The sequence below is a fragment of the Roseivirga sp. AWQ4_251 genome, from assembly GCF_056158225.1.
Genome location: NZ_JBSWSW010000001.1, coordinates 2,867,136 through 2,881,476, shown reverse-complemented (window position 1 = coordinate 2,881,476; position 14,341 = coordinate 2,867,136). Strand labels below are relative to the sequence as shown.

Here is a 14,341-nt window from a genome sequence, read left to right as displayed (position 1 = left end):
TATTATATGCGCAATTTGTGCTATATGGGGCAATAGCTAAATTGCTTATGGGTTTTTCCATTGGTCTGGAGAGCTCGAGTAGTTTAAGCAAACGATTACACGAATAATTACCAATTGTATGAATGTGAGATTTTTGATTCGATGGGCAATAAGCTTGATGCTTTTGCTTGTCGTATTTTCAGTGAAATCCCAAACCAAAACGGTTACAGGGATGGTCACAGGAGGGGATGATGGTTTACCAATGCCCCGAGTAACTGTGCTGGAGAAAGGAACCAGCAACGGTACACTTACCGATCTTGATGGTAAGTACAACATCAATGTAAATGATGGAAGCACACTCGTTTTTTCTTTTGTGGGTTACATAACCAAAGAAGTCGTAGTTGGCGCTCAAACGAATGTAAATGTAGTGCTAGATGTGAATACCACTGAACTTGAAGAAGTAGTAGTGGTAGGATACGGAACTGTTACGAAAAAGGATGCTACGGGTTCAATTTCGAAAATCGATAGCAAGGCCTTTAATAAGGGGCTTACCCCTTCTCCTCAGGATTTAATGGTAGGAAGAATTCCTGGTGTACAAATTACTACAAATGGTGGTGCTCCTGGAGCTGGCGCTACTATAAGAATTAGAGGAGGGTCTTCTCTTTCGGCTTCTAATTCACCTCTGTTTGTTGTTGATGGGGTTATCTTTTCTGATGAAGGTACCTCTGGACTTCGAAACCCTTTGAGTATCATTAACCCTAATGATATTGAGTCAGTAACTGTTCTTAAAGATGCTTCGGCTACAGCGATTTATGGTTCCAGAGCTTCTAATGGTGTTGTTATTATCACTACGAAAAGGGGGCAAGCTGGTCAAGATCTTCAAGTGAGTTATACGGGTAACTTTTCAGTAAGTACACTGCCAAAAAGAGTTGATGTTTTATCTGGAGATGAATACCGACAGATGTTTCAGGATAGGGTGAATAGTGGAGTAGATAATAATTTCACTCCTTCCTTGCTAGATAAACTTGGTACTGATAATACGGATTGGCAGAATTTAATTTTTGAGACTGCTTATTCAACATCTCATAATTTGAGTACTAGCGGAAATGTGGCTAACACTCCTTTCAGAGCGTCTTATGGCTTCACGAATCAAAATGGTATTCTTAAGAAGACAAACTTCAACAGACATACATTGGCTGTGTCTGCTGACCCTTCTTTATTGAATGACAATCTTAAAATTAAGATTAACGCTAGAGGAACAATTACAAATAATGACTTCTCTAACGATGGAGCTATTGGGAATGCAGTTTATTTTGATCCTACAAGACCTGTTTACAGCGGAGATAACAACTATGGGGGGTATTTTTATTTTGCTCAACCAAATGGAGATCCAAACCTAAATGCGCCTAGAAATCCGGTTGCATTAATTGATCAAACAAATAACACAGCAGAAGTTAAATCATTCGTTGGGAACTTTGAAGCTGATTACCAAATGCCTTTTCTGCCAAAAATGAGAGCTCATTTGAACTTGGCCTCTACAAGGTCTTCAACAGATGGATTAAATATTGTTTCTGCTGAATCTCCTTCTACGTTCGACCCTGTTAATGGAGGAGGAACTGTTAATACTTATACAGCGAGTCAGCATAATGAGTTATTGGAGTTCTATTTGAAATACAATACCGATTTTGACTTCTTAAATAGTTCATTGGAAGTATTGGGGGGGTATTCTTGGCAACACTTCTATCGCACTAGCGATTCTGAGACCACTAACGGCAGCGGTTCTTTCGTTATTGATGCTTACGATTCATATCCCTCAGAAAATTATCTGGTTTCATTCTTCGGTCGTGTGAATTATAACATGATGGAAAAATATTTGTTGACTTTTACGCTTCGTAGAGATGGATCTTCTCGCTTTGCTGAAGGGAACAGATTTGGTTTGTTTCCATCTGTGGCCTTTGCTTGGAGAGCAAAAGACGAGTCCTTCTTAACTAATGTAGATGTTGTTTCTGACCTGAAAGTTAGATTGGGCTATGGTATTACAGGACAAGAAAATGTTAGTGGTCCTTATCCAGCACTTGCCCGAGTAAGATATAGCGATCCAACTTCGAGATATGCTTTTGACGGCCAGCCAATCAGAACTGTAAGATTTGAACCTTATGATATTAATCTTAAATGGGAGCAGACTAGCACTTATAATGCTGGTGTTGATTTTGGTTTTTGGGACAACAGAATTACTGGAAGCGTAGATTACTATTTCAGAAAAACAGTTGACCTTCTAAACACAATTCCAGCTCCTGCAGGAACTAACTTCTCAAACTTGATCACTACGAATATTGGTAGTTTAGAAAATCAAGGGTTCGAATTTGCTATCAATGGAATTGTTGTTGACAAGGGAGACTTAACATGGGATTTAGGTTTCAACTTAACCCACAATACAAACAAAATCACAAAACTAACGGCAGTAAATGACCCTAGTTATTTGGGTGTTCTTACTGGTGGCATAGGAGGCGGTGTTGGTAACACCATTCAAGTACATAGTGTTGGATATCCTACCAATACCTTCTTCGCTTACGAGCAGGTTTATGATGAAAATGGAAAACCAGTAGAAGGTTTATATGTTGACCAAAATGGAGACGGAATTATCAACGATTTTGATAGAGTGAGATCAGAGAATCCTAATGCTAATACTTATATGGGATTTAATTCTGCAGTGAATTACAAGAACTTCTCTCTTTCTCTGAATGCTCGTTTGAATTTGAATAATTACGTTTATAATAACGTAAAAGCAGGTGCTACTTACCAATCTGTGTATAGCCCAGAAGGCTTCTTCAATAATGCACCTACTTCTATTTTCAATGCGAATTTTGCTGGCCCTCAGTACTTAAGTGACTACTACATTCAGAATGCTTCTTTCTTTAGGTTAGACAACGTGACTTTAGGTTACAGCTTTGGCCGAGTAATGTCAAACTTGATGGACTTGTCTGTGAATTTTACAGTGCAAAATGCATTTGTAATCACGAAATACGATGGGCTAGATCCAGAGGTTAATGGCGGTATTGATAATAATATCTTCCCAAGACCAAGAACCTTCCTTATTGGTGTAAGCGCTAGATTCTGAAAATGACTAAGACAATGAAAAAATTAATAAAACTTACATATGCGTTTCTTGCCATTTCTTTGGTAAGTGCTTGTACGGGTGATTTGGATGTAGTTCCGCTAGATCCAGATGAGCAAACGGTAATTTCGCTTTTTCAAGATGAAAATGCCTACCGTCAATTCGTGGCTAAACTTTACGCTGGCCTTTCTACTACAGGGCAACAAGGGCCTGCCGGAGCGGGTGATGTTGGCGGTATCGATGAAGGATTTTCATCATACTTGCGTCAGTATTTTTATCATCAAGAACTTACCACTGACGAAGCAGTAATTGGATGGAATGACCAAACGATACGCGATTTTCACGACTTGGATTATGGCGCAGGAGATATTTTCATCAGAGGAATGTATTCTCGATTGTTCTATCAAATCACTCTAGCAAATGAATTTATTCGTCAATCTGCTGATGGTTTGATTAATGAGCGTGTTTCATCTGAAACTGATCGTGAGGAAGTGAGATATTACAGAGCTGAAGCCCGTTTCTTAAGAGCTTTGAGTTACTATCATGCTATGGATTTATTCGGAAATGTTCCTTTTGTAACTGAAGACGATGAAGTAGGAGCGTTTTTGCCAGAGCAAATTTCAAGAGCAGATTTGTACGCTTATATCGAATCTGAGCTTCTTGATATTGAAGATGACCTTAAAGCACCAAGAACCAACGAGTATGGCAGAGCGGATCAAGCAGCTGTTTGGATGTTGTTAGCTAAGTTGTACTTAAATGCTGAAGTGTATGTTGGGGCAAATAAATATACCGAAGTAGTGACTTACACCAGTAAGGTGATCAACGCAGGCTACACTTTGGATAATAATTATGCACACTTGTTTATGGCCGATAATGATCAAGCGGATGGTGTGATTTTCGGAGTAGTTCATGATGGCCTTACAACTCAGTCCTATGGAGGTACAACATTTATCGTTCATGCCCAGGTAGGTGGTAATATGACTGCTGCTAATTTTGGAATTGACGGAGGTTGGTCAGGCTTAAGAGTGACTTCTCAATTCGTTGATAAATTCAGCGATATCTCTGGTGATACAGATTCGAGAGCAATGTTCTATACCGATGGACAAACAAAGGAGATTGAAGAAATCCCAACCTTTACCAGTGGCTATGCACTTACCAAATGGTCGAATAAAACAGAAGCAGGAGCTGCTGGCTCAGATCCAACTTTTGTGGATACCGACTTCCCACTATTCAGATTGGCCGATGCATATTTGATGTATGCAGAAGCAGTTTTAAGAGGCGGATCTGGAGGTGATAAGCCAACAGCTTTAGGGTATATGAATCAATTGAGACAAAGAGCCTATGGCGATAATAGCGGTAATATTACAAGTGCCGACCTAACCCTTGATTTCATATTAGATGAAAGAGCTCGTGAATTATACTGGGAGTGTACCAGAAGAACAGATTTGATCAGATTCAATAAGTATACTACAGCAGATTATTTATGGGATTACAAGGGAGGCGTTAAAGAAGGAAAATCTGTAAGCGATATCTACAAAATTTTCCCATTACCATCATCAGATGTAACGGCTAATCCAAATCTTAAGCAAAACACAGGTTACTAAAAGAATAAGACATGAAAAATATTAAATCTTGGATATTCGGTCTATTCAGCTTGATGCTTCTGGTAACCTTTACCAGTTGCGAGGAAGAGGAAGTAGGCCCAACAATCGATTTAACAGGAGCAAACTTTGTAAGTGCAGAATTTACAAACCCTGCTTCAGCGAGTGCTCAAGAATTGAGCTTTGAGAATGCTGTTAATGAGTTCGAAGATTTTGCTTGGTCTGCTTCGGACTATGGTGTTCAAATTGCAGTTCAGTATACTCTTCAGGTTGCTGCTACTGATGCTTTTGATACTAAGGTGAATTTGGGTTCTGTTAATGCTACGAGCCTCGCGGTAACCGTAGCTCAAATCAACAGCGCAGCTATCAATTTAGGTTTAGAACCTTTCGAAGCAAATGATCTTTACTTCAGGGTAGTTACAGAGGTTCAAGGAGCTGATGTTGATGACTTGATTTCACAAAGTATTGTGAGAAATGTAACGCCATACATAACCGATTTTCCATCGCTTTATATGATTGGAAGCGCACTAAAAGGTTGGGATACATCTTTGGCGGTTGAAGTATACGGTACCGGGCCAAATGAGTATTCTGCAATTGCAGAATTTAACACAGGTGCATTTAGGTTCTTCGAACAAGCAGATTGGGATGCTGCTTCTTACAGCTATACTTATTTTGAATCAGGAACAGTAGATGCAAACTTTGAAAATGCAAATGATGATGACAGCAACCTTCAATTTATAGGTGCTGCTGGTTTCTATAGAATTACTGTAAACATTGCCGATAAAACTATCGCAATGGAAGAAGTGACTCAGCCCACGATGTTTATGGTAGGAGAAGGTGTGCCTGCAGCGGGTTGGTCATGGGATTCTCCGGTAGAAATGACATGGGTTCAAGATGGTATTTTTGAAGCTACAACCACTTTTGCCAATGGTGCATTTAGATTCTTTACAGTAGAAGGTGACTGGGGATCAGGTAGAAATTACCCTTATTATGTTGGCGAGGAGTTCGATATTGATGGAAACTTGGCCAATGCAAATGATGGTGATAGCAACTTCCAATTCACTGGTGATCCAGGTGAGTATAAAATCACAGTGAACGAAATCGAAAAAACGATCACTATGACTGCTGCCGGCTCTGCTGGGCCATCAATGTTTATTGTTGGAGATGGAACGCAGGCAGGTTGGAGTTGGGATACCAGAGTAGAGATGCCTCAATTGAATGCAGGTGTTTTCACGGCTGTGGTGCAACTTAATTCTGCTGGCGCTTTCAGGTTCTTTACTCAAGATGGAAACTGGGATTCTGGTCATAACTTCCCTTATTACGAAGGTGAAGGATATACCATTGATTCTCGTTTTGTTAATGCTAATGATGGCGACAGTAACTTTAAATTCACAGGTGCCGATGGAACCTATACTGTTATCATTAATGATAACGATAAAACCATTTCAATCATTGATGGCGAAATCATTGGTGCTTCCATGTTCATTGTGGGTGATGGAACACAAGCTGGCTGGAGTTGGGATACGCGAGTTGAATTCTATCAAGTAAACGCTGCAGGCTTGTTTAAAGCGAGAGTACAACTGAATAATTCTGGTGCTTTCCGATTCTTTACTGCCGATGGAGATTGGGGCTCAGGATTGAACTATCCTTATTATGAAGGTGAGGGGTATACAATCGACAGCAATTTGGTAAATGCAGCTGATGGTGACAGTAACTTTAAGTTTACGGGAACAGAAGGTACCTACACGATTATTTTAGATAATAATTCTAAAACAATAACCATTCAATAATTAAGCAAAATAAAGGGGTGACTTCAAGGTCACCCCTTTTTACTAAATTCCAATGAATGGATTGATAATCGCCCGTAAGGGCTTCATTGGTTTAAAGAGAATGAGCATTTTGTTTACATCACCAACTTCAGGTTAAAATCAAATCATGAAAAAAATTCTATACCTCAGTCTGTTTTTCTTTCTGTTTTCAAGCGGAGCAATGGCTCAGATAGTGAAAATTGAACCTGCCGATGCCAATATCGATCAGGAAATTAAGGTCATTTTCGATGCCACAAAAGGCAATGCCGGCCTCGTTGGCGCTTCCAAAGTGTACATGCATTCTGGGGTGGTGACCAGCGGACCTTCTGGAACCGACTGGAGCAGTGTGGTTGGTAATTGGGGTAATGATGATGGTGTGGGTGCAATGACCAAAGTAGAAGGTGAAGAAAATCTTTGGGAAATTACACTGGGAGCGAGTGCTAGAGCATACTACGGTTTAGATGAAGGACAAACAGCCTTCAGGTTGGCGATGGTTTTCCGTAATGCAGATGGCTCAAAAAAGGGAGCAGGAACAACTGGCGCTTTTGAAGGTGGAACGGTGACAAGCAACGGAGATATTTTTATCGACCTGAATGTTCCAAAATTCATCGTCTTAAAGGCTCCCACGCAAACCACATATTTTTTAGAAGAAGGAGAAACCATTGAAATTTCAGCTGAGGCTTCTGCCGAGGTCACTGCCATGAATGTTGCTATTGATGAAGGCAATGGTTTTGAGGAAAAAACGAATGTAACTTCTGGCAAAACCATTCAATACACCTATGCACCTCAGCATTCCGTTGAGGCCATAATTAAGATTTCGGCAACAATTGAGGGTGAAGATGTTGACGTTTCAAAGACGATCAGCGTAAGCTTGGTTTCAGATACTGAAGAGGCTGCATTGCCAGAAGGGCTGAAGAAAGGAATCAACTATTCTGCTGATGAAACTAAGGTTACCTTGGTGCTTGAGGCTCCAGGAAAAGAATTTGTTCATGTAGTGGGGGACTTTACCAATTGGTTGGTGAAGCCCGAATACATGATGAAAAGAACGCCTGATGGCGAATTGTTCTGGATAGAAATCAGTGGTTTAACGCCTCAACAAGAATATGTTTTCCAATATTGGGTGGAAGGAACCATCAAAATTGGCGACCCTTATGCCGATAAAGTGGCTGATCCTTGGAATGATCAATACATTGAAGCTTCTGTAAATGACGAAATTCCAGAATACTCCAGACAGGATTTGGGAATTGCTACAACTTTTAAAACGGGACAGGCTTCATTTGATTGGGCTGCTTCAGAAATGAATTGGGAACGACCTGAATCTGATGATCTCGTGGTTTACGAGTTATTGGTAAGGGATTTTGTGAAAACTCACAGCTATAAAACACTGGTGGATACCCTTTCTTATCTTAAAAACTTAGGTGTCAACGCCATTGAATTGATGCCGATTATGGAGTTTGAAGGAAACGAATCGTGGGGGTACAATCCTTCTTATTTCTTCGCCCCTGATAAATATTATGGCACCAGAGAGGATTTGAAAAAATTTATTCAGGTATGCCATCAAAATGGGATTGCTGTGATCATGGATATGGTTTTGAATCACGCGTTCGGCCAAAATCCAATGGTAATGATGTATTTCGAAGGTGGAAAACCATCAACAGACAGTCCGTGGTTCAATCGCGATGCAACTCACCCATATAATGTGGGCTACGATTTTAATCATGAAAGCACCTATACTCAGGCTTTTGTGGATTCTGTGAATGCTTACTGGATTAGTGAATATCATGTGGATGGTTATCGCTTCGACCTTTCCAAAGGTTTTACACAAACCAAGAATCCGAACAATGTAGACGCATGGTCAAAATATGATGCTTCCCGTGTCGCTATTCTCAAGCGAATGGCCGATCAAATTCGAAATACCGATGAAGAAGCTTATATTATTCTGGAGCATTTTGGTGATAATCAGGAAGAAACCGAATTGTCTAACGCAGGAATGATTCCTTGGAGAAATAAGGGATATGATTACTATCAAGCTTTAGGTGGCCATACTTCAACAAGTTTTACGGGTGCTGAGGCAACTACACATATTTCATTCATGGAAAGTCATGACGAACAGCGCCAGCTTTATGAGGCTTTTCTTGATGGAGGAGCAAATGGTGACTACAACACTAAAGACACAACCATTGCTCTGGAGCGTTTAAAGATGAACGCTGCCTTCTTTTTTACCCTTCCTGGCCCAAAAATGATTTGGCAATTTGGTGAATTGGGATACGATGTAGACATCAATTTTAATGATAGAGTAGGGAATAAGCCTTTCCCATGGGGTGATGATGAGGGTAGCTTAGGCTATTTCGAAGACCCTTTGAGGAAATACACTTACGATGCTTTTGCAGCCATTCTGAATTTGAGAAAGTCGCACCTCAACGGCTTAACAAATGCCAGCTATAGCTATGACTTTAATGGAGCTGAACGAAGAATCGTGATTGATAGTGATGATTTGGATGTATCCATCATAGGGAATTTTGGTTTGAGTGCGAGTAGTATTTCTGCCAACTTTACTCAAACAGGAACGTGGTACGATTTATTTTCGGGTCAAGAAGTGGAAGTTTCCGAAACGGGAGCGTCTATTACATTGCAACCTGGAGAATTTCATATTTATACTTCAGAAAGGGTTTCAGAAGGCCTTCCTCAAGTGGTTCAAGTCTATCAAAATCCGGTTACTGTGAGCCCAGCATCTTTTCAAGCAACAGATGAAATTACCATCACCTTCGATGCTAGCAAGGCTGATCCCGATGGAACGGAGGGTTTGGTTGGAGCTGAATCTGTGTTTATGAATGCCGGGATTGTTTTCGATGACCTGACTTCGCAGGTTTTAGGAACGGAAGTGATAGGTAGTGCTGGAGTTATGACCAAAGTAGAAGGCGAAGAGGACAAATGGCAAATAAAACTGACTCCTTCAGAATACTTTGATATTTCTAAAGGAGAACCCGTAAGAATAGGAATGACTTTCAGAGATGCTGCTTCGGAGAATGTAGGAAAGGGCTTTAGAGGATCGACCATTTTTGTCAATATGCAGGTAGAAGGAAAGTTGATATCTATCAGTCCTCTGGAATTCGACCAGAATACAGAAATCACTTTGACCTTTGACGCAAGATTTGGAAATCAAGGCTTATTGAATGCATCCAAAGTATACATGCATTCAGGAGTAGTTACCACCACAGACGGTACGGATTGGACCAGTGTAGTAGGTAATTGGGGGCAAGATGATGGAGTTGGGCAACTAACCCAAAGCAGCACAAATTCAAATCAATGGTCTATTACTTTCGTGCCTGCTGATTACTATAGTTTGTCTAATGTAACAGCACATCGTTTGGCAATGGTGTTTAGAAATGCCGATGGAACTCTAAAAGGAGTGGGGGTAGAAGGCGATTTTGAAAATGGAGTAGTCCTCGCTAATGGAGATATTATTTATGACATTCCAGGCCAAGTAACAGGTTTGGACGAAGAGTTAAATGGCTTTTCATTCTATCCCAATCCTACATCCAGTGTTATTCGATTTAAGGGAGAAATTCCTGGACGAGTTCGATCAGCTCAATTGTATGATTTGAAAGGAAATGTAGTTTTGAATCAATCGATGGAAGGCTCATTAGAATCGATTGATGTAAAGGAAATTCCCGCAGGTCTTTACGTGTTAGGAATCCTTACGAATCAGAAAAAATATACCATGAAAATACTCATTCAGAAATAACTGAATGAGTAAACACAAAAATACAAGCTACCAATTGCTTTTGAAACCATTTTCAACTGCCAATTGGTAGCTTTCTTCTTCAAATTGATAAAGAATTGGGGCTTTGTGAGCTACGCCATTCCGCTTTTTATCTGTGGCTTTTAGTATTCCATAACCCAATATTTTCCTTCTGAAATTTCTTCTGTCCAAGGTCTTCCCTAAAATGGTTTCGTAGAGCGCCTGAAGCTCGGGCATCGTGAAATAATCAGGTAGCAGATTGAGGCCAATAGGTTGATGATCTAGTTCTTTCTGCAAAACACTATGAGCTTTTTCAACAATTTCATTGTGATCCAGCATCATGGGAGGAAGATCTTCAATGTCCATCCATTCACAAAATTCGGAAGTGTTGTCAGGTTTTGCGGCTTCAATTTTGGAGTATTCAACCAAGGCATAATAGCCAACCGAAACAAATCGCTGATCGAGAAAAGGGACCACTTCTGCCTCGATAATTTTGTTCCTGAGCAACATTTGAGCATGCCCCATTGGAGTGCGGTTCTTATTTCCGAAAGTGTAGAATTGCCTTAAAAAGATTTCGTCTGAGATTCCCGTTCTCGATTTTAAAACCCGATTGGCTTCTTGGTCAATATCTTCATCGTTCCGAATGAAGCCTCCAGGAAGCGCCCAAAGCTCAATATTTTTAAGCTTCATCAATAAAACTTTAAGGCGATTGTCATGGAAGCCGAAAATCACGCAGTCGATGGAAAGGCCAGGAATAATAGGATTCACAGTTAAATCTCGAGATTAGTTTTTCTTGCAATTTGCTAAAAAAATAGAATAGAATTTTATCTTTGTGTCAATAGGACACAATGAAAGGTTGTTCCTATTGACAAACTAGCTCACTTATTTTTATCAATCACATGTAGCGTGTGCATTTTTGTGAATTGAAATTTCTTCCATTCATTTTGAAAAAAAGACAATTGAGCAGATAAAATTGAATCCAAAAAAATTAAGATAACACCACATGAAACGCGCTTATTTCTTACTAATCATGACTTTAATGTTCTCGGTTCAGGCATGGAGTCAGGTGTCACAAAAACATCAGGTTGAGGTAAAAAAGGATGTAATTTTTGCTTCTCCTGATGGATTTGACCTCACATTGGATGTTTATACCCCGAAAACTGGAAAGTCTAGCTATCCTGTTTTGGTAGTGATTCACGGTGGAGGTTGGCTAATCAACAATAAATCCATAATGGATGAAATGTCTCAATACGTTTCTGGTAATGGAGAATATGTGGTTGTGAATGTAAACTACAGATTGCTTGGCGACCAAAACAACACCGTTACAATGAATAAGATTGTTGAAGATGTTTTTGGAGCTGTACTTTGGGTGAAAGATCATATTGCAGAATATGGAGGAGACCCTAAAAAAGTTGCCGTTACAGGCGATAGCGCAGGGGGACATTTAACCGAAATGGTGGTTTTAGCAGGAGATAACTTAACTTCTCATGGATTTACCCAAAAGCCTTATGGTTTTAAGCCAAGTTACCTTCCTAAAGGAAAAACAGCTGAACAGGTAGCTAAAGAGGGAGGCTTGAAAGTTCAGGCGGCTATTCCAAGTTATGGAGCGTTCGATATTTTAGCGGCTGCGCAAGGCGGTTTCGAAAAGGATGCAAACTTCTTTTGGCAAATGGGAGGCGCTAAAGCCAGAGGTTTGTTTGGTGCAGAATTCAATGCTGAGAATAACCCCGAAATGTATAAGGCCGTTTCGCCAATTTATTTAATTCCGAAGGCATCCGAAAAGAAACTTCCGCCACAATTTTTCCATGTAGGAAGTAAGGATACAACCACTCCTCCTGTGGCAGTAAAAGCATATTTTGATAAACTGAAAGAAAACGGACAGCCTGCTGAGTTTTGGCTATACGAGGGTAGAAATCATGCTTATTTAGATTCAGGTTCAAACGAATTTTTAGGGAATAGTTTTGAGAAAGACGCAATTGAACCTTTGAATAGAATGATCCAATTTCTGGATGGAGTTTTTTATTAAGCCTTAATTTTTTACACCTATGAATTTATTGAACAGAATGGGCATCATTCTACTCTTAATCTCATTGAGTATTGGAGCAATGGCCCAACAAGGTACGGTGACTACAGCGGAAGTCGTTCAAAGCAAAATATTGGGAAGAGACATGTCCTATTCGGTTTATTTGCCGCCAGGCTATGAAACTTCCAACAGGCCTTATCCTGTACTTTACCTTCTCCATGGTATGACGGGGAATCATGTAGATTGGGCTGCCAAAGGCGAGGTGAGAAGCATTACCGATAAAGCTATCAGTTCGGGAGAAGCTCCTGAAATGATTATTATAATGCCTGATGGCCTTTTTGATGCTTTCTACATCAACAACTACGACAAATCAATTCGCTGGGAAGACTTTTTTTATGAAGAGTTCATTCCTCAAGTTGAAAAGAAATATAGAATTATGGCTGACCGAAATACTAGAGCCATTTCGGGTCTTTCAATGGGCGGTTACGGAGCACTTTATCATAGCATGAAACATAAAGAAATGTTTAAATCTGTTTATGCCATGAGTGCTGCGGTTTTAGAAGTTGAGCCTTTGAAAAAGGGAGAAGAGCCTAGCGGATTTAATAGAGAATTCAATTTAAAAACTTGGGGGCCAACAAATAAGGAAGGCTTACCAACCAATTACAAAGTGCATTCGGTGCACGAAATGATTAAATCAATGGAGCCCTATCAAGCTCCAAACCCTTTTATGGGGGGAGGTACTGGTTTGCCACAGATTTTTATCGATTGCGGGGATGATGACTTTCTCCTAAGGCAAAATACCAACTTGGTCCATCTGATGAAGGAAAAGAATGTTCCTTTTGAATTCAGAGTGAGAGATGGTGGCCATACTTGGGAATATTGGCGAACAGGCCTGGCAATGGCGTTAAAGTTTGTTGGCGATTCGTTTAGAAATTAGGTTGTAGTGTTTTTCATAAATTAGCCCATGGCATTTGCCATGGGCTTTTTTCGTTTTAAAAACTCTCTCTCAATTCAAAAGTCTTTCTCATGCGGTGGATGAGTTTGGCAGATTCAGGGAAGTTCAACGTTTGTTGACCATCTGAATAGGCTTCCTCTGGCTTTTCGTGTGTTTCGTAAATCACTCCATCGGCACCGGCCATAATGCTGGCCAATGCGATAGGTTCTACGAAGTCGCGAATACCGATACCGTGCGATGGATCAGCGATTACCGGTAAGTGGGTTTTCTCCTTCAATACCGCAATGGCGTTTAGGTCCATCGTGTTTCGGGTTGCTTTTTCATAGGTTCTAATGCCTCTTTCGCAAAGCAAAAGCTTTTCGTTACCACCACTGAAAACATATTCAGCAGAAGAAAGCAGTTCATCGATGGTTCCTGAAATACCACGTTTGATCATAACAGGTTTATCCACTTTACCCAATTCGTCAAGAAGGTTGAAATTTTGGGTGTTTCTTGCGCCCACTTGATAGATATCAGTATAAGGATACATTTCCTCAATTTGTGAAACCTGCATTACTTCGGTAATGATTTTAATGCCAGCTTCTTTGGCCAGTTTGTACCACAATTCAAGGCCTTCTATACCCAAACCACGGAAAGAATACGGTGAGCTTCTTGGCTTATAAACACCTCCACGCATGATCGAAATGCCTTGTTCTTTCAAGTGATCGATGGTTTTTCTGATTTGGTCTTCACCTTCGATAGAACATGGCCCAGCCATAATTTGGAAACCACCTTCTTCAATTGTAATACCATCGCCAAGATCGATAACGGTTGGTTTAACCTTCCATTTGCGCGACACCAATTTATATTCATCGGAAACAATATGGATGTCGCGAATGCCTTCCATATGACCGATTTCACGGATGTCAAAATCTTTCTTTCCAGTTCCGACCAAGTAATCACCTTTTTGAGTTTTTACTTCAGTAGGCTTGTATTTGAGCCCTTTTAGTCGGTTGACAATCGCATCTTTTTGAGCCTGCTGAATGTCCTTTTCTAATTGTATAATCATAATGGGTCAATTGTCAATTGTCAATGGTGAATAGCGAGAACTATGAATTTGACTATGACTTTATTTTTTA

The 14,341-nt window shown here is 40.2% G+C and carries 8 protein-coding genes; 6 read left to right on the top strand and 2 right to left on the bottom strand.

Annotated features, from left to right (window positions below; translation table 11 throughout):
• Positions 1-118 precede the first annotated feature (118 nt).
• The 4 genes from ACXACJ_RS12545 to ACXACJ_RS12530 all read left to right on the top strand — a co-directional run bounded on the left by ACXACJ_RS12545 (position 119) and on the right by ACXACJ_RS12530 (position 10,248).
• Positions 119-3,097, top strand: coding sequence for a SusC/RagA family TonB-linked outer membrane protein (locus tag ACXACJ_RS12545; protein ID WP_475134760.1), 2,979 nt, complete (start codon positions 119-121; stop codon positions 3,095-3,097).
• A 14-nt stretch (positions 3,098-3,111) separates the two neighbouring features.
• Complete coding sequence (locus ACXACJ_RS12540; protein WP_475134758.1) at positions 3,112-4,698, top strand: RagB/SusD family nutrient uptake outer membrane protein; 1,587 nt, start codon at positions 3,112-3,114, stop codon at positions 4,696-4,698.
• An 11-nt stretch (positions 4,699-4,709) separates the two neighbouring features.
• Positions 4,710-6,485: a SusF/SusE family carbohydrate-binding protein gene (locus ACXACJ_RS12535; protein ID WP_475134756.1), complete on the top strand. Its 1,776-nt coding sequence runs from the start codon at positions 4,710-4,712 to the stop codon at positions 6,483-6,485.
• Between the two features lie 145 nt (positions 6,486-6,630).
• On the top strand, positions 6,631-10,248 hold the full coding sequence (locus tag ACXACJ_RS12530; protein ID WP_475134755.1) for a DUF4961 domain-containing protein: 3,618 nt from the start codon (positions 6,631-6,633) through the stop codon (positions 10,246-10,248).
• 27 nt (positions 10,249-10,275) lie between these two features.
• Here ACXACJ_RS12530 and ACXACJ_RS12525 read toward each other — a convergent pair whose 3' ends face one another.
• The gene (locus tag ACXACJ_RS12525) at positions 10,276-11,013 is read right to left on the bottom strand and encodes an NUDIX hydrolase (protein WP_475134753.1); all 738 of its coding nucleotides are present in this window, start codon (positions 11,011-11,013) and stop codon (positions 10,276-10,278) included.
• Positions 11,014-11,248: 235 nt separating this feature from the next.
• Between ACXACJ_RS12525 and ACXACJ_RS12520 the strand changes: the two genes are divergently transcribed.
• Positions 11,249-12,271, top strand: a complete 1,023-nt coding sequence (locus ACXACJ_RS12520) for a carboxylesterase family protein (protein WP_475134752.1) — start codon at positions 11,249-11,251, stop codon at positions 12,269-12,271.
• Between the two features lie 19 nt (positions 12,272-12,290).
• Positions 12,291-13,205, top strand: coding sequence for an alpha/beta hydrolase (locus ACXACJ_RS12515; RefSeq protein WP_475134750.1), 915 nt, complete (start codon positions 12,291-12,293; stop codon positions 13,203-13,205).
• 55 nt (positions 13,206-13,260) lie between these two features.
• On the opposite strand, the gene aroF is transcribed toward ACXACJ_RS12515, so the two are convergent.
• Positions 13,261-14,271, bottom strand: a complete 1,011-nt coding sequence (aroF, locus tag ACXACJ_RS12510; RefSeq protein ID WP_475134748.1) for a 3-deoxy-7-phosphoheptulonate synthase — start codon at positions 14,269-14,271, stop codon at positions 13,261-13,263.
• Positions 14,272-14,341 lie beyond the last annotated feature (70 nt).

Coding starts and splice junctions, on each gene's coding strand:
- ACXACJ_RS12545 (WP_475134760.1), top strand. CDS start 119: ATGAATGTGAGATTTTTGATTCGATGGGCAATAAGCTTGATGCTTTTG.
- ACXACJ_RS12540 (WP_475134758.1), top strand. CDS start 3,112: ATGAAAAAATTAATAAAACTTACATATGCGTTTCTTGCCATTTCTTTG.
- ACXACJ_RS12535 (WP_475134756.1), top strand. CDS start 4,710: ATGAAAAATATTAAATCTTGGATATTCGGTCTATTCAGCTTGATGCTT.
- ACXACJ_RS12530 (WP_475134755.1), top strand. CDS start 6,631: ATGAAAAAAATTCTATACCTCAGTCTGTTTTTCTTTCTGTTTTCAAGC.
- ACXACJ_RS12520 (WP_475134752.1), top strand. CDS start 11,249: ATGAAACGCGCTTATTTCTTACTAATCATGACTTTAATGTTCTCGGTT.
- ACXACJ_RS12515 (WP_475134750.1), top strand. CDS start 12,291: ATGAATTTATTGAACAGAATGGGCATCATTCTACTCTTAATCTCATTG.
- aroF (WP_475134748.1), bottom strand. CDS start 14,271: ATGATTATACAATTAGAAAAGGACATTCAGCAGGCTCAAAAAGATGCG.